Source organism: Pseudomonas sp. HP_08 (assembly GCF_055284095.1).
In genome coordinates, this window is sequence record NZ_JBTOQC010000012.1 from 31,025 (window position 1) to 47,914 (window position 16,890).

At 61.7% G+C, this 16,890-nt stretch carries 14 protein-coding genes; 6 read left to right on the plus strand and 8 right to left on the minus strand.

Annotation, left to right across the window (positions count from 1 at the left end):
• Nucleotides 1–606: 606 nt before the first annotated feature.
• The 4 genes from ACYAS9_RS11810 to ACYAS9_RS11825 all read right to left on the minus strand — a co-directional run bounded on the left by ACYAS9_RS11810 (nt 607) and on the right by ACYAS9_RS11825 (nt 5,702).
• Nucleotides 607–3,030: a TonB-dependent siderophore receptor gene (locus ACYAS9_RS11810; RefSeq protein ID WP_463568480.1), complete on the minus strand. Its 2,424-nt coding sequence runs from the start codon at nt 3,028–3,030 to the stop codon at nt 607–609.
• Between the two features lie 107 nt (nt 3,031–3,137).
• The gene (locus ACYAS9_RS11815; protein ID WP_463568481.1) at nt 3,138–4,076 is read right to left on the minus strand and encodes a FecR domain-containing protein; all 939 of its coding nucleotides are present in this window, start codon (nt 4,074–4,076) and stop codon (nt 3,138–3,140) included.
• Between the two features lie 3 nt (nt 4,077–4,079).
• Nucleotides 4,080–4,589, minus strand: coding sequence for a sigma-70 family RNA polymerase sigma factor (locus ACYAS9_RS11820; RefSeq protein WP_463568482.1), 510 nt, complete (start codon nt 4,587–4,589; stop codon nt 4,080–4,082).
• Nucleotides 4,590–4,703: 114 nt separating this feature from the next.
• Nucleotides 4,704–5,702: an MBL fold metallo-hydrolase gene (locus ACYAS9_RS11825; RefSeq protein WP_463568483.1), complete on the minus strand. Its 999-nt coding sequence runs from the start codon at nt 5,700–5,702 to the stop codon at nt 4,704–4,706.
• A gap of 188 nt (nt 5,703–5,890) precedes the next feature.
• On the opposite strand from ACYAS9_RS11825, the gene ACYAS9_RS11830 reads away from it, so the two are divergent.
• Entirely contained in the window at nt 5,891–6,301 is a 411-nt protein-coding gene (locus ACYAS9_RS11830; RefSeq protein WP_463568484.1) for a response regulator, read from the plus strand.
• Nucleotides 6,302–6,326: 25 nt separating this feature from the next.
• Here the strand turns inward: ACYAS9_RS11830 and ACYAS9_RS11835 are convergent, their stop codons facing one another.
• On the minus strand, nt 6,327–7,217 hold the full coding sequence (locus tag ACYAS9_RS11835) for a LysR family transcriptional regulator (RefSeq protein ID WP_463568485.1): 891 nt from the start codon (nt 7,215–7,217) through the stop codon (nt 6,327–6,329).
• Between the two features lie 169 nt (nt 7,218–7,386).
• Here ACYAS9_RS11835 and ACYAS9_RS11840 point away from each other — a divergent pair, with 169 nt between their 5' ends.
• The 5 genes from ACYAS9_RS11840 (at nt 7,387) to ACYAS9_RS11860 (ending at nt 13,232) form a co-directional block, all read left to right on the plus strand.
• The gene (locus ACYAS9_RS11840; protein WP_463568486.1) at nt 7,387–8,469 is read left to right on the plus strand and encodes a 4-oxalomesaconate tautomerase; all 1,083 of its coding nucleotides are present in this window, start codon (nt 7,387–7,389) and stop codon (nt 8,467–8,469) included.
• Between the two features lie 39 nt (nt 8,470–8,508).
• On the plus strand, nt 8,509–9,828 hold the full coding sequence (locus ACYAS9_RS11845) for a dicarboxylate/amino acid:cation symporter (RefSeq protein ID WP_463568487.1): 1,320 nt from the start codon (nt 8,509–8,511) through the stop codon (nt 9,826–9,828).
• Between the two features lie 125 nt (nt 9,829–9,953).
• Nucleotides 9,954–11,258: a CitMHS family transporter gene (locus ACYAS9_RS11850; RefSeq protein ID WP_463568488.1), complete on the plus strand. Its 1,305-nt coding sequence runs from the start codon at nt 9,954–9,956 to the stop codon at nt 11,256–11,258.
• Nucleotides 11,259–11,352: 94 nt separating this feature from the next.
• Nucleotides 11,353–12,606, plus strand: coding sequence for an OprD family porin (locus ACYAS9_RS11855; RefSeq protein ID WP_463568489.1), 1,254 nt, complete (start codon nt 11,353–11,355; stop codon nt 12,604–12,606).
• Nucleotides 12,607–12,773: 167 nt separating this feature from the next.
• Nucleotides 12,774–13,232, plus strand: a complete 459-nt coding sequence (locus ACYAS9_RS11860) for an REP-associated tyrosine transposase (RefSeq protein WP_463568490.1) — start codon at nt 12,774–12,776, stop codon at nt 13,230–13,232.
• 505 nt (nt 13,233–13,737) lie between these two features.
• On the opposite strand, the gene ACYAS9_RS11865 is transcribed toward ACYAS9_RS11860, so the two are convergent.
• The 3 genes from ACYAS9_RS11865 to ACYAS9_RS11875 all read right to left on the minus strand — a co-directional run bounded on the left by ACYAS9_RS11865 (nt 13,738) and on the right by ACYAS9_RS11875 (nt 16,707).
• Nucleotides 13,738–15,000 carry an allantoate amidohydrolase gene (locus ACYAS9_RS11865; protein WP_463568491.1) on the minus strand — a complete coding sequence of 421 codons (1,263 nt, stop codon included), beginning with the start codon at nt 14,998–15,000 and terminating at the stop codon, nt 13,738–13,740.
• Nucleotides 14,997–15,488 (minus strand): L-2-amino-thiazoline-4-carboxylic acid hydrolase, encoded by a 492-nt coding sequence (locus ACYAS9_RS11870; protein ID WP_463568492.1) that lies wholly within the window; start codon nt 15,486–15,488, stop codon nt 14,997–14,999. Before ACYAS9_RS11870 ends, ACYAS9_RS11865 begins: the two co-directional genes overlap by 4 nt.
• Nucleotides 15,489–15,555: 67 nt before the next feature.
• Nucleotides 15,556–16,707, minus strand: a complete 1,152-nt coding sequence (locus ACYAS9_RS11875) for a branched-chain amino acid ABC transporter substrate-binding protein (protein WP_463568493.1) — start codon at nt 16,705–16,707, stop codon at nt 15,556–15,558.
• Nucleotides 16,708–16,890 lie beyond the last annotated feature (183 nt).

Below are 16,890 nucleotides of genomic sequence, written 5' to 3' on the forward strand. Positions count from 1 at the left end.
CGCTCGCTCCTACGCAATTTGTGTCGTGCTCAGTATCAAGGCCAACCCAAAATCCGTAGGAGCGAGCGCAAGCTCGCGAATACGAAGGTGCAGTCCACGCAAATGTGCTGATTTCACTGGCCCTTTCGCGAGCTACGCTCGCTCCTACAAGATTTGTGTCGTACTCGGTATCGATGCCAACCCAAAATCCGTAGGAGAGAGCGCAAGCTCGCGAATGCGAAGGTGGATTCACCGCAAATGTGCTGATTTCACTGGCCCTTTCGCGAGCTGCGCTCGCTCCTACAAGATTTGTGTCGTACTCGGTATCGATGCCAACCCAAAATTCGTAGGAACGAGCGCAAGCTCGCGAATGCGAAGGTGCAGTCACCGCAAATGTGCTGATTTGACTGGCCCTTTCGCGAGCTGGTGCTCGCTCCTACAAGGCTTTTGTCGTACTCGGTATCAAGGCCAGAATGCGCGAAGCCTTGAAGGCTGACGCGCATTTGGCTTGAGAACACAGTTGCTACGAATGTCAGTAATCAGCATGTTTGATGAGAGTGAGCTCTTATCGGGGACGCGTGACGAAATCGCCGCCCCGCACTCTGCCCGGCCGATCCTACGGCTTCATCACCACGAATACTTGACGCTGGTCAGCAGTGTGCGGCGCATGCCGGGGTAGCACTCGTAAGAGTCATCGCAGGTCGCCACATACTCGGTGTCCAGCAGGTTTTGCGCGTTCACCGACAGCGTCACGTTCTTGTTCAGTGCGTAGCTGGCGCCGGCATCGAACAGGGTGTAGTTGTCGATGTGATAGGTGTTGCCGTTGTCGCCATACAACACGCCGGTGTAGCGTGCGCCGGCGCCCAGGCTCAGGCCGTTGAGCACGCTGTCGTGGAAGGTGTAGTTCAGCCAGGTCGAGGCCATGTGCTTGGGCACGTTGGCCGGGCGCTTGCCTTCGTCGCCGCGGTTGCTCTTGGTGATCTCGGCGCGGGTCAGGGTGTAGGACGCAATCAAATCCCAGTTCTGGTCCAGGCGCGCCTTCAACTCTGCCTCGATACCGCGCGATTGCTGCTCGCCGGAGGCCACGGTGAAGCCGGTGTTGACGCCGTTGATGATCTCGGTGGTCAGCACATTGGTCTTGGTCAGGTCGTAAGCCGCCAGGGTCATCAGGATCGCGTCGCTTGGCTGGTACTTCACCCCAACTTCCCACTGCCGCGCTTCGCTGGGGTCAAACGCATTGGCGTTGCGGTCGGTGCCGGAGTTGGGCGTAAACGACTCGGCGTAGCTGATGTACGGCGCCAGGCCTGTGTCGGTGAGGTAAGTCAGGCCCAGACGGCCGGTGAAGGCATTGTCCTTCTGGTTGGTCGAGGCGCCGACATGGTTGTCGAAGTCGTTGCGCACATAGTCATAGCGACCGCCCGCCGTCAGGATCCAGTGATCGTCGAACTTGATCTGGTCCTGCACATACGCGCCGACCTGCTCGATGGTCTGGTCGTAGTTGATCGAGCTCAGGCTATTGGCCGATGAGGGGCGGGTAATGGCCTGGCCGTACTGCGGCGCGTAGATATTCAGGTTCGGTGCCCGAATCCGCCAGCGGGTGATATCGGCCTCTTGCCAGGTGTAGTCGACGCCCATCAGCAGCTTGTGGGTCAGCGGGCCAGTGGCAAAATCGGCCTGCAACTGGTTGTCGAGGTTGAAGGTGTTCATGTGCTGGTCGAAGCGGTCGGCGATGCGCGTCACGTTGCCGGTGCTGACATCAACGTCGGCGGGCAGCAGGTTCTGGAAGATCACATCGACCTGGCCATAACGGGCGTTCTGGCGGAATTCCCAGGTGTCGTCCAGGCGGTGGCGGAACTCGTAGCCGAAGCTGTATTGCTCCTGGTCCAGGTGGTTGAAGCTGTGGTCACCCATCAGCACATTGGTGGTGTGGCCGGTCGGTGTGCTGTAGGCGAACAGCGAGCCACCGTTTTTATCGCGGGTGAAGTCGCTGAGCAACGTCAGGCTGGTGTCTTCGTCCGGCGCCCAGGTCAAGGAGGGCGCGATGTACAGGCGGTCGTCGTTCAGCTCATGGCCGTCGGCGTAGTCCACCTGGGTATTGGCTTCACGCGCCAGGCCGACCACGCGGTACAGCAGGGTCTGGTCGTTGTTCAACGCGCCGCCGATATCGAACTGGCCTTGCAGGCGGTCATGGTTGCCGCCGGTGAGCTGCACTTCGTTGACGTGATTGGCTTCAGGCTTTTTGCTGACCCGGTTGACGATACCGCCGGCATCGCCCTGGCCGAACAGGCTGGAGGCCGGGCCGCGCACCACGTCGATGCGGTCGAAGGCATAAGGTTCGCTGCGGTAAAACGCATAGCTGTTGTTCTGCTGGCGCAGGCCGTTGAGGTAGTCGCTGCTGGCCTGGCCGTTGAAGCCGCGAATGTACAGCCAGTCAAAACCCTTGGGGTCCAGGCCATAGGCCTCGACCTTGACGCCCGGCACATAACGCAGCGCATCGGTGACCGTTTGCGCGCCCTGGGCCTGCATCTGCTGGCGGGTGATCACCGAGATCGACTGCGGCACCTCGATCAGCGGCGTGTCGGTCTTGGTGCCGGCACTGCTGCGGGTGGCGACATAGCCTTCGACCGGGCCGGCAGCCGGCTCAACGGTACGGCCTGAAATAGGGGTGGGGTCCAGTTGCACGGTGCCCTCGACCAGCTTGATCAGCGAGTAGCTGCCATTGGCCAGTTGCACCGGCTGCAACTTGCTGCCGGCCAATAGCTGGCGCAAGGCGGCGTCGACGGTGTAGCTGCCGCTCAAGCCGGCAGACCGTTGCCCACGGGCGATTGCCGGGTCGAACGAAACAGTGACGCCGGTGACCGCTGAAAACTGCGCCAGCGCGCTGTTTACCGGGCCTGCGGGGATGTCGAAACGGGTTTCTGCGGCGGTTTGCGCCCAGGCGGGCTGCGCCACCATGACAGCGGCCAGGGGCATGCCCAGGGCCAGGCCGAGCACCGCCCGGCGCACGGCGCTGGCCAGTGTTTGAGGTTTTCCAATCGTTGCTGCGGACATACCGTTTCCTTAATCGCCCAAGTGGCAGTGATGGTGGCGTCTATTGCGCCTATCTCTACCAAGTCGAACGAGAATCGGAATCGACAACACCTGAACATAAATTATTTTCAGGCCGGTGTTACACGGGTCCAGTAGCGGCTGAAATGCTGGACGCGCACGGGCAGGGTGGAAGACAGGTTTTCCAGGACGGTGTCGATGTTGGCGAGGTTAAAGGCCCCGGAAATGCGCAGCCTCGCGACCGCTGGATCGCACCCCAGATACCCTGAGCGATAACGCTGCAACTCGGCGATCACCTCACTCAGGCGCCAGTCGTCGACCACCAGCAAGCCCCGGCTCCAGGCGTCGGCCTGCAGGCTGGCCGGTTGCACATTGCCCAACTGGTCCTGACGGAACAGCAGTTGCTGGCCGGCACTGACGCGCAGCGCCGGGCTCATTGAGGCGGTGCGCACTTCTACCGCATGTTCCAGCACGCAGACGCGGGTGGTGTCCTGTTCATGGCGCACGGTAAAGCGCGTGCCCAGCGCCCGAATGCTGCCTTCGCGGGTGTGCACCACAAAGGGCCGACCCTGCGTGTCGCGCGCGGTTTCAACAAGAATTTCGCCGCGCAGCACCTGCACCTCGCGCAAGCTGGCGCTGTAGCGGATATTCACCGCCGTGGCGGTATTGAGGTGCAACTGGCTGCCGTCTTCCAGACGCAGGCCCCGGCGCTCGCCGACGCCCGTGCGCTGGTCGGCCATCAGCGTCGGCAGTGGCGTAGTGCGCCAGGCCAGGGTGCCGCCAGCGCCGGCGGCGATCAGCAACGACAACACCTTGAGCACTTCGCGGCGCTTGGCGCGGGCGTTGCTCAGGGTCGGGCGGGCAATGCCGCAACCGACCCGCTCGAAGCGCTCCTGCATGTGCGTCAGCCGCTCCCACGCCAGGCGATTGCCCGGCGCGCCGTCAAGCCAGCGCCGATGCGCCTCGCGGGTGCTCTCGTCGAGATCGTCGCAACGCAAATCAACGTACCAGCGCGCCGCAGCCTCAAGGGTGGCGTGATCGACCTTCACACGTTACTCCTCGGTGGCCAGCAGGCAGTGCATCAAGGCGCGTACCGCATGCTTTTTCACCGTGTTGACCGAGACCTCCAGTTGCCGGGCGATCTCGACGTAGCTCAGGCCATCGAGCTGCGACATCAGGAAAATCTCGCGGGTGCGGCTACCGAGGCCATCGAGCAACTGGTCGATTTCGAGCAGGGTTTCAATGATCAGAAAGCGTGTTTCAGGCGAGATATCCAGCGCTTCGGGCCGCGCCGCCAGGGTTTCGAGATACGCCTGTTCCAGCGCACGACGGCGGAACATGTCGATCATCAGGCTGCGCGCAATGGTGCTCAGGTACGCGCGCGGCTCGCGCAACTGCGGCGCGCTGCGCTGGGTCAGCACCCTGATGAACGTGTCCTGGGCCAGGTCCGCCGCATGGTCGACGCAACCCAGACGCTTGCGCAACCAGCCGCACAGCCAGGAATGGTGGTCGGTGTAGAGGCTGTGCACGGCCTGTTGTTGCGTAAGGTCGACAGAGGACATGGCTGAAACCTGAGAAGAAGGGCTTATCTGATAATGAATCTCATTTTCTGGTCTGTCGGGGGATTTGGCAAGTGTGCTGTGCCGGTGACGCCGGGCATCAGCCTGCGACGGCGATTATTCAAGAACCGGGACGTTATCGGCGCGACGATAAGGCCCATACGCGGCCGGCACCCAATGGAAGCGCTTCTCGTCGCTGGTGATGTGCCCAACCCCCGGAAACGGCAGGTGCGCCGCCGCGACCCAGCTGCCCTCTTTGGCCAATAGCGCGAATGCACTTTCCCGGGTGCTGACGGCCTTTTTCGGGTCGGTGTCGAAGCGGATCGCCACTTCAGGATGATCGAACTGCACCGCTGCGTTGTGAATCATGTCGCCAATGAACACCATGCGCTGCCCCTTGGAATTCAGGGAATAGGCGGTGCTGCCCGGCGTGTGGCCCGGCACCCATTGCGTCTGCAATTCAGGCAGCGGCGAGGCGGGCGGTACGAATGTCTTGAACCGGCCTTCAGCGCGGTAAGGCGCGACAGAGCGCTGGGCGATGGTAAAACCTTCGCGCGATTTCTCCGGCAGTTTTGCGCTTGCCGCTTCATCCAGCCAGTAATCGGCTTCGGCTTTGGCGGCGTAGACCGTGGCCCTGGCAAACACAGCCTTGCCGTTGCCATCCACCAGTCCGCACACATGGTCCAGATGCAGGTGGGTCAGAAAGATGCTGTCGACCTGCTCGGGCTCATAACCGGCTGCGCGCATGTTGGCGACCAGATTGCCGGCGGTGTCGCCGATGCAACGGCCGGCGCCGGTGTCGATCAGCACCGTGTGCGTGCCGGTATTGACCAGAAAGGCGTTGAAGGTGGTTTGCACATTGGGCGTGTTGATCGCCTGACGGGCCAGCAAGGCGCGGATCTTGCTCTGTTCCATGTTCAGCAGCAGGCGTGGCGACAGGTCGTTGTAACCGTCGAACAGGGAGGTGACTTCATAGTCCCCGACCGCCACGCGAAAATAGCCGGGTACCTGGGCTTCAACCGGCGGGCGCGGCTGTGCCGGCGCCAGGCTTGAAATAGCGGTCAAAGGCAGCAGCAAGACGCTGGCCAGCAGTGTGGTTGACGGGGTAGGGCGCATACCTGGGTACCTTTGTGGGCGTTGAGTTGAACCATCCGTTGAATGTTCCCACTTTGCAGCCCGGCATCATTGTAAGGGTGTGCGCCCATCGGGTGTGCTGCACCGGCATGACAAACCACTCGTAAGAATCCCGGAACCTACTGTTGCTTTCCCTCTCATAGACGTAACAACCAAAAGGAGCCAATACCATGGAACAGTTAGTCTTGGTCGTGGAGGATGAGCCGGTCCTGCTGGAACTGGCCCAGGAGATTCTGGAACTGGGTGAGATCAATGCCGTTGGCGCCCCCAACGCCGATGAGGCACTGCGCGTTCTGGAGCGTATGACCGATATTGGCCTGGTGATCACTGACATCAAAATGCCAGGCAAGATAAACGGTTTCGAGCTGGCCTGGCTGATTGCCGATCGCTGGCCGCATATCCCTGTGCTGGTGACCTCCGGCCATCAGATGATCAGGCCGGATGAGCTGCCGCCGCATGCCTGCTTCATGCCCAAACCCTGGTTGATCAGCGATTTTCTCGACAGGTCCAAAGAGATGCTGCTGGAAGGCCAGGGCTACCGGCATTCAACCGCTGCACCGGCCTCTGAGCTTCACTCGTAACGGGGCACACGCCCCGTCTACGGCCTCAATGCGGCCACTGCTCCAATAGAATCGACACGAATTTCTCTGCCGCCGGCGACAGCGACGCACCGCGTCGATACACCAGCCCCAGTGTACGGTTGACCACCGGGTCGCTGAGCGGAATGCTCACCAGCGTCGGGTGGTCGGCGGCCGGCATGGCCAGGCTGGGCATGGCCGAAACGCCAAGGCCGGCCTCGACCATGCCCAATGACGTCGACAAGTGTTGCACCTCATAAAACCACTGCGGGCGCCAGCTCAGGCCGGACAGCGCGTGGTCGAGCAGCATGCGATTGCCGCTCAGGCGTCCGACGCCGATCAGCCGGTAATCACTGAGTTCCGACCAGGTGACTGAGGCACGGCTGGCCAGTTCATGGTCGCGTCGGCAGGCCAGTACGAAGGGCTCGTTGACCAGCGGCACGAACTCGATGTCGGGGTGCTGGCCGCTCATCATGTTGATGCCGAAATCCGCTTCGCCACGCAGCACCGCTTCCAGGCCTTCGTTGGCGCTGAGGTCGAGCAGGCGGATGCGGATTTTCGGGTAGCGCTCGTTGTACAGGCGGATCACCGAGGGCAAAAAGTAGAACGCTGCCGTCGGAATACACGCCAGGGTCACCTGGCCGACCTGGCGTTCGGCAAGCTCGCGAATATTCAGGATCGAATCGTCGAAGTCATCCAGCAGCCGCCGTGCCTTGGGTAAAAAGTCCCGCCCGACACTGGTCAGGCTGACCTTACGGGTCGTGCGGTCAAGCAAGGTGGTGCCCAGTCCTTCTTCCAGCTTCTTGATGCGTCGGCTGAGCGCCGGTTGCGACAAGTGAAGTGCGTCTGCGGCTTCGTGGAAACTGCCCAGTTCGGCGATTTTCACGAAAGATCGGATGTCCTGGAGCTCGTATTCCATGTTTTTACCTCGATGTGTAAGCGCACTGGCGGGGCGTGGCTCACAGTAAATCAATCATGCATGTATCGCAATAATCACTCTGATCTTTGCATTTGAATGCCTGCAACTTCCCTGACACTCTTGCTCAAAGAACATCAAAAACCCCGATTGATTAGCAAGAGTTAAGGTCATGCAACGAATTCCGTGTGTACTCATGCGTGGCGGCACCTCCAAAGGGCCTGTGTTCCTGGCCTGGGACTTGCCGACTGCCATCGAAGAACGTGACGAACTGCTGCTCAACCTGATGGGCTCGGGCCACGAACTGGAAATCGACGGCATCGGCGGCGGCAGCCCGCAAACCAGCAAGGTGGCGATTGTCAGCCCTTCGTTGCATGCCGATGCCGATGTCGACTACTTGTTCGTCCAGGTCATGGTCGCCGAGCGCCGTGTGGACACCGCCCCCAACTGCGGCAACATGCTCTGCGCCGTCGGGCCTTTCGCCATCGAGCAAGGCCTGGTCAAGACCAAGGGCGATCAGACCCTGGTGCGCATTCGCAACCTCAACACCGGCACCTTCGTCAATTCCGAGGTGCAAACCCCCAACGGCATCGTCAGCTACGAAGGCGACACCGCCATCGATGGCGTGCCCGGCACGGCGGCGCCTGTGCAACTGACCTTTCTGGATGCGGCGGGCAGCAAGACCGGCAAGCTGTTTCCTACCGGCAACACGCAGGATCTGATCGACGGCATCCCGGTGACCTGCATCGACATGGCCATGCCGATGCTGCTGATCGAAGCCAGCCAGCTGGGCAAGCGTGGCGATGAAACCCCGGCGCAACTCGATGGCGACAAAGCCTTCCTCAAGCGCCTGGAAAGCCTGCGCCTGCAAGCGGGCCTGGCCATGGGCCTGGGCGATGTCAGCAACAAGGTGATTCCCAAGCCGGTGCTGGTCTCCAGGCCGTTTGCCGACGGCACGGTGTCGGTGCGGTATTTCATGCCGCACAACTGCCACCGGGCGCTGGCCATTACCGGCTCGATCGGTCTGGCCACTGCCTGCGTCAGCCCCGGCAGCGTGGTCGCCCAATTGCTGGGCACTGGCAGTGAGCCGCGTTTGCAGCGTGTACGCATCGAACACCCAAGCGGCGGCATTGACGTGGTCCTGTCGTACATCGGTGAAAACGGCGAAACCATCCGTGCCTCTGTGGTACGCACCGCGCGCCGGCTGTTCTCGGGTTTTGTCTACGCACCTGTTTCGCACCGTCTGGCCGGTTAACCGCGGTCAGTACGGTTTCGCATCAGCACAATTCTAAAAATGGGTGATGCCATGAAAGTTGTTAAATCGCTCTACTTCCAGATTGTCTGCGCCGTGATTCTGGGCGTGCTCGTCGGGCACTTCTGGGCCCAGCAGGCCGTTGCCCTGAAGCCACTGGGTGATGCATTCATCAAGCTGATCAAGATGATGATTGCGCCGGTGGTGTTCTGCACCATCGTCACCGGCATCGCCGGCATGAGCGACAAACGCTCGCTCGGTCGCCTGCTGAGCAAGACCATGCTGCTGTTTCTCGGGTTGACGGTGATCAGCCTGTTCATCGGCCTGGGCGCGGTGTACCTGTTCCAGCCGGGCAGCGGCATGAACATCGACCCCAGCCAGTTGAGCACCAAGGGCTTGTCGCAATACACCGACTCGGCAGCGAAGTTGAGCGTGGTCGAGTTCTTCATGCACATCATCCCCGAGACATTCGTGGGTGCGTTCAACAAGGGTGAAGTGTTGCCGGTGTTGTTCATCGCCGTACTCAGCGGCTTTGCGCTGTCGTCGCTGGGCGAGCGCGGCAAACCGGTGCTGGCAGTGCTGGAATCGGCGTCGCACATGGTCTTCAAGATCTTCGCCTACCTGATGCGCTTCGCCCCGATCGGTGCGTTCGGTGCCCTGGCCTTTACCGTGGGCCAGTACGGCATCACCTCACTGGGGTCGCTGGCCAAGCTGATCATGACCCTGTACATCGCCTGCGGCTTCTTTGTCTTCGTGGTGCTGGGCAGCATCTGCCGGGCTCATGGCTTCAGCCTGTGGAAACTGCTGCGCTATTTCCGTGAAGAATTCCTGGTGGTGCTGGGCACCTCGTCGACGGAACCGGTGATGCCGCGCATGCTGGAAAAACTCCAGGCGCTGGGCTGCAAGAAGAGCATCGTCGGCCTGGTGTTGCCCACCGGCTACTCGTTCAACCTCGACGGCACGGCGATCTACCTGTCGCTGGCAGCGATCTTCATTGCCCAGGCGTGCAACATCGACCTCAGTGCCGGCCAGGTGATCACCATGCTGGCGATCATGCTCCTGTCGTCCAAAGGCGCCGCAGGCGTCACCGGCAGCGGATTCGTGGCGCTGGCCTCGACCCTGACGGTGATCCACGACATCCCGCTGGCGGGCCTGGCGTTGCTGATCGGCATCGACCGTTTCATGTCCGAAGCCCGCGCCCTGACCAGCCTGGCCAGTAACGCGGTGGCCACCGTGGTCATTGCGATCTCGGAAAAAGGCTGCGACCGCCAGGTCTTGCAGGACGCGCTGAACGGTAAGGTCACGCCAGTCAGTACGACGGATGAGGCCTGGGACACCACACCGGTGACCAGGCACAGCTAAACCGCTTTACCCCAAACCTTTTCGCAAACGTCTGCGCCGGGCTCCCGTCATCGGGAAGCCCGGCGCCCAGGGGACCGTGCGCCTGCGTGCCGGCCAATCTGCCAATAACAACAAGAGAACTCACTATGCTCGCACTCCTTGGCCTGGCCATGGTCGTGGTGTTCACCTACCTGATCATGAGTAAACGCCTGTCGCCCATCGTCGCCCTGACCCTGGTGCCAATCGTGTTCGCGGTGATCGGCGGCTTTGCCCCGACCACCGGCAAGATGATGCTCGACGGCCTGAAAATGGTCGCGCCCTCGGCGGCATTGTTGCTGTTTGCCATCCTGTTCTTCGGCCTGATGATCGATGCCGGTCTGTTCGACCCGCTGATCCGCAAGATCCTCAAGCGCGTCAATGGCGACCCGATGAAAATCGCCATCGGCACCGCACTGCTGTCGCTGGTGGTCGCCCTCGACGGTGACGGCACCACCACTTACATGATCACCTGCGCGGCGATGCTGCCGCTGTACAAGCGCATCGGCATGAACCCGATGATCCTGGCGACCATTGCCATGCTGTCGCTGAGCATCATGAGCGGCATGACCCCGTGGGGCGGGCCTGCGACCCGCGCCATTGCGGCCTTGGGCCTGGATGCCGGCGAGTACTTCGTGCCGCTGTTGCCGACCATGATCGGCGGCGCGATGTGGGTGGTGTTCACCGCCTTTCTGCTGGGGCGTGCCGAGCGCAAGCGCATTGGCAATATCCAGCTGCAAAGCGGCGGTGGTGACTGCTACATCAACGAGATTCTCGGCGACACGCCGCACAAGCGTCCGAAACTGGCCTATGTCAACCTGGCGCTGGTAATCGCGGTGATGGTCGCGCTGGTGATGGGCGTCATGCACTCGGCGATCCTGTTCCTGATCGGCTTCGTCATCGCGCTGATGATCAACTACCCGCAGCTGGACATTCAGAAAGAGCGCATCCTCGCCCATTCGGGCAACGCCATGACCGTGGTGCTGCTGGTGTTTGCCGCCGGTATCTTCGCCGGGATCTTCTCCGGCACCAAGATGGTCGACGCCATGGCGCAAACCCTGGTCGAGTGGATTCCGCCGTCGTGGGGCCACCTGTTCCCGCTGGTGGTGGCGATCACCAGCATGCCGCTGACCTTCGTGCTGTCCAACGACGCATACTATTTCGGCGTGGTGCCGATCCTGGCCAACGCTGCCGCCGCCTACGGCATCTCGCCGCTGGAAATCGCCCGCGCTTCGATTCTGGGTCAGCCGGTCCACCTGATGAGCCCGCTGGTGGCCTCGACGCTGTTGCTGGTCGGCATGGTCGACCGCGACATCGGCGACTTCCAGAAGGCCACGGTCAAGTGGGCGGTGCTCACCTCGCTGGTGATTACTGTTCTGGCCTTGCTGACCGGCGCCATCAGCCTGTTCGTCTGATTCAACCACACCTGTCTCTATCACCTGCAACGCCCTCCATAAAAGGGGGCGTGTGCCGGGCTGCGTCCTTAATAACAACAATGAGTCGCTTGCCATGAATACCTTGATTACTCGCGGTGCTGTTTTGCCTGTGTTTGCGTTGTTGCCGCTGGCCAGCGCCTGCGCCGAAGGCTTTGTCGATGACAGCAAGCTGAAGCTGCAAGCGCGCAACGTCTACTTCAATGAAAATTTCCGCGATGAACACGGCCTCAGCGTCAACGCGGCGCGCACGGCCAAGAGCGAGCGCACCGAATGGGCACAGGGCTTTTTGCTCGATTACCAGTCCGGTTTCTCCCAGGGCACGGTGGGCGTGGGCGTCGATGCCATCGGCTTGTTCGGAGTCAAGCTCGATTCCGGCCGCGGTCGCAGCGGCACGGGCCTGCTGCCGGTGCACAGCGACGGTCGCGCCGCCGACGAGGTCGCCAGCGCGGGCGTGACCGCCAAGCTGCGGCTGGCCAAAACCACGGTCAAATACGGCACCTTGCTGCCCAGAATGCCGGTGCTGATCTACAACGATGCGCGCCTGTTGCCGCAAACCTACCAGGGCGCGCATGTGAGCAGCACCGACATCGATAACCTGACGCTTTCCGGTGGTCATCTGAATCGCTTCAAACTGCGCGATTCCAGCGACAGCATGCCGCTGATCCCGGATGGCTACAGCGGCGGCAAGAGCGGCGACTTCAACTACGCCGGCGCCGAGTACAAGCTGGGCAAGAGCGTGCGCCTGAGCTACTTCTATGGCGAGCTGGAAAACTTCTACCGGCAGAACTTCGCGGGCATTCAACACGACCTGCCGCTGGGAGGCGGTGTGCTGACCAGCGACCTGCGCTATTTCCACAGCACCGACGCCGGTGCCGCTTACGACGGCAAGATCGATAACCAGATGCTCAGCGGCCAACTGTCGTATGCGCTGCAAGGCCACACCGTGAATGCCGGCTACCAAGTGCTCAGCGGTGATGCGGGCCTGCCGTATATCAGCGGCGCCACGGTGTACTCGTTCAGTAACGTCGGGATAGGCAAGTTCATCGAGGAAGACGAGAAAACCTGGATGCTCGGCTATGCCTACGACTTCAAGCAACTGGGCGTGCCCGGCTTGACCTTCTCGACCCGCTACCTGAGCGGCAATGACGGCAAGTCCAGCAGCACGATCAAGGAATGGGAACGCGACGCAGAACTGGCCTACGTGGTGCAGTCCGGCAGCTTCAAGGGGCTGGGGGTCAAGTATCGCAACTATGTATACCGCTCCGATTTCTCCCGTGGCCGCGACAGCAATCGAATCTACCTGACCTACGACATCGCCCTCTGGTAGGGAGCTCAGGATTTAAGGCGGTTAACGCCGATCCGCAGGAGATCACCCGCCGCCTTGGCTCGCGAGCGCTGACCGGTACTCGCCCTGCAACAGCCTGACATTACTTGGCGAAGCAACCTCGACGATGAGCAGCGCACGATGCGTGGCCCAATCGTGAGGACAAAGGAATGTCAGGATACGCAGCAGCACTACGTTTACGGATTGGCCGGTATTCGGCCGCTGGCCAGGTTTACAGGGTGACCTCGGTCGTCAGGGATAGACAGCCGGTGTTCCAGGACTTCCATCTGGCACGACGCCTGGTGCATGAACTCAGGCTCTGTGAAGAACAGCAATGGGCTCGCTCGCTGGCCTGGGTGATCATGCCGGATCATTTTCACTGGTTGTTCGAATTGCGGCACAGCTCATTGCCGTGGCTGATGCAAAAGGTTAAATCGCGCAGTGCCCTTGCCATTCTCAAAGACCTGCCGGGACAGCACGCACTGTGGCAACCCGGCTATCACGACCGGGCCATACGCTCTGAGGATGACTTACGGCCATTGGCGCGCTATGTGATAGCCAATCCAATACGTGCAGGTCTGGTAAGGCGTGTGGGCGATTATCCACTGTGGGATGCGGTATGGATCTGAGCCAGCATTCGCGAGCTGCGCTCGCTCCTACGCAATTTGTGTCGTGCTCAGTATCAAGGCCAGCCCAAACTCGGTAGGAGCGAGCGCAAGCTCGCGAAGGCGGAGGTGTAGTCACCACAAATGTGCTGATTTCACTGGCCCTTTCGCGAGCTGCGCTCGCTCCTACGTAATTTGTGTCGTGCTCAGTATCAAGGCCAGCCCAAACTCCGTGGGAGCGAGCGCCAGCTCGCGAAGGCGAAGGTGCATTCACCACAAATGTGTTGATTTCACTGGCCCTTTCGCGAGCTGCGCTCGCTCCTACGCAATTTGTGTCGTGCTCAGTATCAAGGCCAGCCCAAAATCCGTGGGAGCGAGCGCAAGCTCGCGAATGCGAAGGTGCAGTCACCACAAATGTGCTGGTTTCACTGGCCCTTTCGCGAGCTGCGCTCGCTCCTACGCAATTTGTGTCGTGCTCAGTCTCAAGGCCAGACCAAAATCCGTGGGAGCGAGCGCCAGCTCGCGAAGGCTAAGGTGCAGGCACCCCAAGGTTAGCTGTGGCGGCGGCCTTGGCCAGCATCGCGTGCAGCAGCACATTTGCCCCGGCTTCGGCCCAGTGCGGGTGGATGTGCTCCGCTTCGTTATGGCTCAAACCCTCCACGCACGGCACGAAAATCATTGAGGTCGGCGCCACGCGGTTCAGGTAGCAGGCGTCGTGTCCGGCCCCTGAGATCATGCGTTTGTGGCTGTAACCCAGTTCAACCGCCGCGCGTTCGACCCGCCCGATACAGTCGGCGTCGAAGTTGATCGGCGCGTATTGAAAGATCTGCTTGAGGCTGTGCTGCAAGCCGCTCGCCCGGGCAATCGCCTCAACTTCATCGCGCAGTTGTCCATCCAGCCGTTCCAGTACGCTTTCGTCCGGGTGACGAAACTCGACGCTGAACGCCACCCGTCCTGGTACCACATTGCGTGAGTTGGGAAACACCTGCACCCAGCCCACCGTGGCGCGGCCTTCGTCGCCTTCGGCCACGCCGATCTTATTCACCGCTTCGACCACCCGCGCCAGGCCCAGCAAGGCATCGAGGCGGTGGTTCATCGGTGTGGTGCCGGCGTGGGCGCTGCGGCCCTTGAGTTCGATGTCGTACCAGCGCTGGCCTTGTGCGCCGGTCACCACGCCGATGTCGAGGCCTTCGGCTTCCAGAATCGGCCCTTGTTCGATATGCAGCTCGAACGCTGCATGAATCTCCCGATTACCCATCGGTTCGCTGCCGGCGTAGCCGATGCTTTGCAAGGCCTGACCAATGCTGATGCCTTGCGCGTCGGTGCGCGACAGGCCGTAGTCCAGATCGAAAACCCCGGTGTAGACCCCGGAGGCAATCATCGCCGGGGCGAAGCGCGAGCCTTCTTCGTTGGTCCAGTTGACCACTTCAAGGCTGCGTTCGGTTTCAATGCCGTGATCGTTGAGGCTGCGGATCACTTCCAGGCCAGCCAGCACGCCGTAAATGCCGTCGAACTTGCCGCCGGCCGGCTGCGAGTCGCCATGCGAACCGGTCAGCACCGGCGCCAGGCTGTCATTGCGGCCGGGGCGCCGGGCGAACTGGTTGCCCATGGCGTCGACCTTGATGCTGCAACCGGCTTCGATGGCCCAGCGCTTGAACAGCTCGCGGCCCTGGCGGTCTTCCTCGGTCAGCGCCAGGCGTGACACGCCGCCATTGACGGTGGCGCCGATCTGCGCCATTTCCATCAGCGAATCCCACAGGCGCTGGCCGTTGATGCGCGGCACGCTGCTCATTGTCCGGACTCCGGGTTCTTGACCTTGTAGCGGAAGTTGCAGTGCGAATCGCCCTGCATCAAGGTTTTGGTGCGCACCAGCTCGACGTTGGGGTCGTAGCCGACGATAAACAGCTCGTCGCGGTTGCACGACAGCAAGTGGCCGATCTCGCCCAGGCCCATCTCGCGGTACATCTCGGCGTAGCGGCAGCGGTGTACGTCGTAGTCGTAGTGGGTGGCGTCGCTGGCGATGATCTCGACCTTCAGCGCATCGTCCTGCTCCCACAGGGTTTGCAGGGCGACGAAACCGGCCAGGTCCGGGCCGTTCGGCTCGCGCTCGGCAAAGTATTTACCGGCCTTGACCGCCGCTTGCGACACCGCTTCGCCGATCACCGCCTGCGCCTGTTGCTTGCCGTAGTCGCGGACCAGGATCTCGTAGATCGGCTTGATGATTTCGGCTTCGATTCGCCGCCGGGCCAAAATACCCAGTTCGCCTTGCACAGCGCTCATGTCGGTTCTCCTCACGGTCGGGGCGGCGTTGACCGCCCCGTATCACTTGTTATTCAAGCCGGGCTATTCAGGGCTTACCGCCGGCGACGCTGACGGGCTGCCATTTGTTGGCTTTCACCTGGTAAACGGTGAAGGTCGGGTTTTTCAGGTTGCCCTGCGCATCGAACGCCAGGGTGCCGGTCACGCCCTGATACTCGCTGGCGCGCAGCACCGGCAGGTACTTTTTCGGGTCTGTGGAGCCGGCTTTTTCCACCGCGGCGATCAGCACGCCGACACCGTCGTAGGCAAACGGCGCATGCAGTTCGATTGGCTGCTTGTAGCGTTTTTTATAGGCTTGCTCGAACGCCTTGCCGCCCGGCATTTGCTCGACGGCAAGACCCGGCTCCAGGGCGATCACGCCTTCGCCGTCGTTTTGCGCCAGGGTCAGGAAGGTCTGGCTGACAAAGCCACCTGCGCCCATCAACGTCGCCTTGATGCCCAATTGCTTGAGGCGCTTGGCCAGGGGCGCAGCCTGGGCGTCGACGCCGCCGAAGAAGATCAGGTCCGGGTTCTTGCTGCGGATGCTGGTCAGCACGGCGCTGAAGTCGATGGTCTTGTCGTCGACGTATTCGCGCGCCACCACCTTGCTGCCGCCGGCCTCGATGGATTTGACGAACTGATCGGCCAGGCCCTGGCCGAATGCGGTGCGGTCATCGAGCACGGCGATGCGCTTGGCCTTGAGGGTTTGCAGCGCGTACTGGCCGGCCACCTGGCCGCCGTCGTCGTCATGGCCCATGACCCGCAGGCTGGTGTCGAAGCCTTGCTGGGTATAGCCATGGCCGGTGGCGACCGGCGCAACCTGGGCAATGCCGGCATCGTGATAGACACGGGCGGCGGGGATGCTGGTACCGGTGTTCCAGTGGCCGACCACGCCGACGACACCGGCATCGACCAGGCGCTGGGCAACGGTCACGGCGGTGCGCGGGTCGGACTGGTCGTCTTCCGAGATCAGCTTGTAGGTCACCGCCTCGCCGCCGATGGTCGGCTTGCGCGCGTTGGCCGCGTCGATGGCCAGTTGCGCGCCGTTTTCCAGGTCCTTGCCGATCCGCGCCGACGGTCCGGTCAACGGGCCGGCAAGACCGATGAGCACGGTCTGGTCGGCCAGGGCAATGCTTGACGCCAGGCTGCTCAGCAGCAGGCCGGCGAGGGTGGCACGTTTGATCAGGGCAGGGTAATGCATGCTGTGGTTCCTTGGGCTTATTGCTATGAGGTACACGCCGGAGGCCCGGTGGCGTCGGAATTTTATAGAACGATCGGTTGTAACCCTTGCAGGCACGCGCGCTGCCTTGGGCGGCACTCGGCCGACCGGCTGCGTTAGCAGCCGTAACCTTTCAGTGTTCCGCAGATTTTTGTGAGCGCTACG

Excerpts from the sequence above, each read along its gene's own strand:
- ACYAS9_RS11820 (WP_463568482.1), bottom strand. The coding sequence starts at position 4,589 with ATGTCCTCTGTCGACCTTACGCAACAACAGGCCGTGCACAGCCTCTAC.
- ACYAS9_RS11860 (WP_463568490.1), top strand. The coding sequence starts at position 12,774 with ATGTCAGGATACGCAGCAGCACTACGTTTACGGATTGGCCGGTATTCG.
- ACYAS9_RS11825 (WP_463568483.1), bottom strand. The coding sequence starts at position 5,702 with ATGCGCCCTACCCCGTCAACCACACTGCTGGCCAGCGTCTTGCTGCTG.
- ACYAS9_RS11850 (WP_463568488.1), top strand. The coding sequence starts at position 9,954 with ATGCTCGCACTCCTTGGCCTGGCCATGGTCGTGGTGTTCACCTACCTG.
- ACYAS9_RS11865 (WP_463568491.1), bottom strand. The coding sequence starts at position 15,000 with ATGAGCAGCGTGCCGCGCATCAACGGCCAGCGCCTGTGGGATTCGCTG.
- ACYAS9_RS11835 (WP_463568485.1), bottom strand. The coding sequence starts at position 7,217 with ATGGAATACGAGCTCCAGGACATCCGATCTTTCGTGAAAATCGCCGAA.
- ACYAS9_RS11870 (WP_463568492.1), bottom strand. The coding sequence starts at position 15,488 with ATGAGCGCTGTGCAAGGCGAACTGGGTATTTTGGCCCGGCGGCGAATC.
- ACYAS9_RS11810 (WP_463568480.1), bottom strand. The coding sequence starts at position 3,030 with ATGTCCGCAGCAACGATTGGAAAACCTCAAACACTGGCCAGCGCCGTG.
- ACYAS9_RS11830 (WP_463568484.1), top strand. The coding sequence starts at position 5,891 with ATGGAACAGTTAGTCTTGGTCGTGGAGGATGAGCCGGTCCTGCTGGAA.
- ACYAS9_RS11875 (WP_463568493.1), bottom strand. The coding sequence starts at position 16,707 with ATGCATTACCCTGCCCTGATCAAACGTGCCACCCTCGCCGGCCTGCTG.
- ACYAS9_RS11855 (WP_463568489.1), top strand. The coding sequence starts at position 11,353 with ATGAATACCTTGATTACTCGCGGTGCTGTTTTGCCTGTGTTTGCGTTG.
- ACYAS9_RS11845 (WP_463568487.1), top strand. The coding sequence starts at position 8,509 with ATGGGTGATGCCATGAAAGTTGTTAAATCGCTCTACTTCCAGATTGTC.
- ACYAS9_RS11840 (WP_463568486.1), top strand. The coding sequence starts at position 7,387 with ATGCAACGAATTCCGTGTGTACTCATGCGTGGCGGCACCTCCAAAGGG.